This window comes from Myxococcus llanfairpwllgwyngyllgogerychwyrndrobwllllantysiliogogogochensis, from assembly GCF_006636215.1.
Lineage (GTDB): Bacteria > Myxococcota > Myxococcia > Myxococcales > Myxococcaceae > Myxococcus > Myxococcus llanfairpwllgwyngyllgogerychwyrndrobwllllantysiliogogogochensis.
The window spans coordinates 1-1,422 of sequence record NZ_VIFM01000532.1 but is presented as its reverse complement, the minus strand read 5'-3'; the positions used below and the strand labels follow the sequence as shown (position 1 = coordinate 1,422).

Genomic DNA, 1,422 nt, shown 5'->3' with positions numbered 1-1,422 from the left:
CGCCCAGCCCGACCCGAAGGCCTGCGTGTAGACGTGGTTGTGCACCTCCGCTCCATCGTTCTGCGCCGCCTGCGCCACACCGCGTGTCGTGTCCGCGCGAACAGGCGCGGCCGGCTCCCGACTGCACGCCACCGCGACCACCATCACACTCAAAGTGAAGAACGCCCGCGCACTCGCGCGTTGCAGACCTGGCATGAGGTACCCCCAGCTTCCGTTGGAAGACTCCCGGTTTCGGGCGCCGCGTCCCTCGGGGGACTCCCGCGCCTCCCCACCTCCGGGCCGGCGTGGAGGCTCAACCGTGTCAAAACAAGAACATTGTGGAAAGCCACTATTTCATGACGCAAACCGCCACGCGGAGTGCGACCCGGCGAGACCTGCAGCGGACGCCCTCCATGGCGGGGCAGGGAGTTCTGACGGCGAAGGTCCGAGGTGTTAGGAGAAGCGCGCCATGTCGACGCCCACTCCCGCCCTCGAGCTCACGGGGCTCACCAAGCGCTACGGTGACTTCACCGCGTTGCAGCAGATGGACCTCACCATCCAGCCCGGAGAAATCTTCGCGTTGCTGGGGCCCAACGGCGCGGGCAAGACGACGATGATTGGCAGTGTGTGCGGCCTGGTCCGCAAGACGGCCGGCACCATCCGCGTCTTCGGGAAGGATTTGGACCAGGACCCGGTGGGCCCGCGCTACCAACTGGGCCTGGTGCCGCAGGAGATCAACTTCGACCCGTTCTTCACCGTCGCGGAGTCCTTGCGCATCCAACTGGGCTTCTACGGGCAGCGCCAGGACGAGGCCCGGGTGGACGAGGTGCTCACCGCCCTCAACCTGCACACCAAGAAGGACTCGCTCACGCGCGCGCTCTCCGGCGGCATGAAGCGCCGGCTGCTCATCGCCAAGGCGCTGGTGCACAAGCCCAAGCTCGTCTTCCTGGACGAGCCCACCGCGGGTGTGGACGTGGAGCTGCGCCGCGACCTCTGGACGTACGTGCGCAAGCTCGCCTCGGAGGGCACCACCATCCTTCTCACCACCCACTACCTGGAAGAGGCCGAGGAGTTGGCGGACCGGGTGGGCATCATCAACGAGGGCCGCCTGCTGATGGTGGAGAACAAGGCCACGCTCTTGCGCCGCTTCGGCGAGAAGCGCGTGGTCGTCACCTTCCAGGAGCCGCAGACCACGCTGTCGGAGGCCACGCGCCGCTTCACGCCGCGCCTGTCCGAGGACGGCCGCTCGCTCACCTATGTGGAGCGCGAGGGCGTGGCCCCCGCCGGAGACCTGCTGCGCGTGCTGTACGCGGAGGGGCTGCCCATCGCCGACGTGGAGACGCGTCGCTCCCGCCTGGAGGACGTGCTGCTGGAAGTCCTCCGGGGACGTCCCTCGCCCCAGGCCGCCTGACCCCCTTCCCTTCCTGTCTCTTATACACCTCT

General features: G+C 67.9%; 2 protein-coding genes. One reads left to right on the top strand and one right to left on the bottom strand.

The genetic code is table 11. The features are described 5' to 3' along the window. Nucleotides 1–195 (bottom strand): hypothetical protein (locus tag FJV41_RS53265; protein ID WP_141649504.1); only part of this gene is annotated, 195 nt, incomplete at its 3' end. A gap of 253 nt (nucleotides 196–448) precedes the next feature. Here FJV41_RS53265 and FJV41_RS49120 point away from each other — a divergent pair. Then, on the top strand, nucleotides 449–1,390 hold the full coding sequence (locus FJV41_RS49120; protein ID WP_141649503.1) for an ABC transporter ATP-binding protein: 942 nt from the start codon (nucleotides 449–451) through the stop codon (nucleotides 1,388–1,390). The last annotated feature ends 32 nt before the right edge of the window (nucleotides 1,391–1,422 follow it).

What these genes read in the sequence shown, in the direction of transcription:
- FJV41_RS49120 (WP_141649503.1), top strand. Translation starts at nt 449, where the DNA reads ATGTCGACGCCCACTCCCGCCCTCGAGCTCACGGGGCTCACCAAGCGC.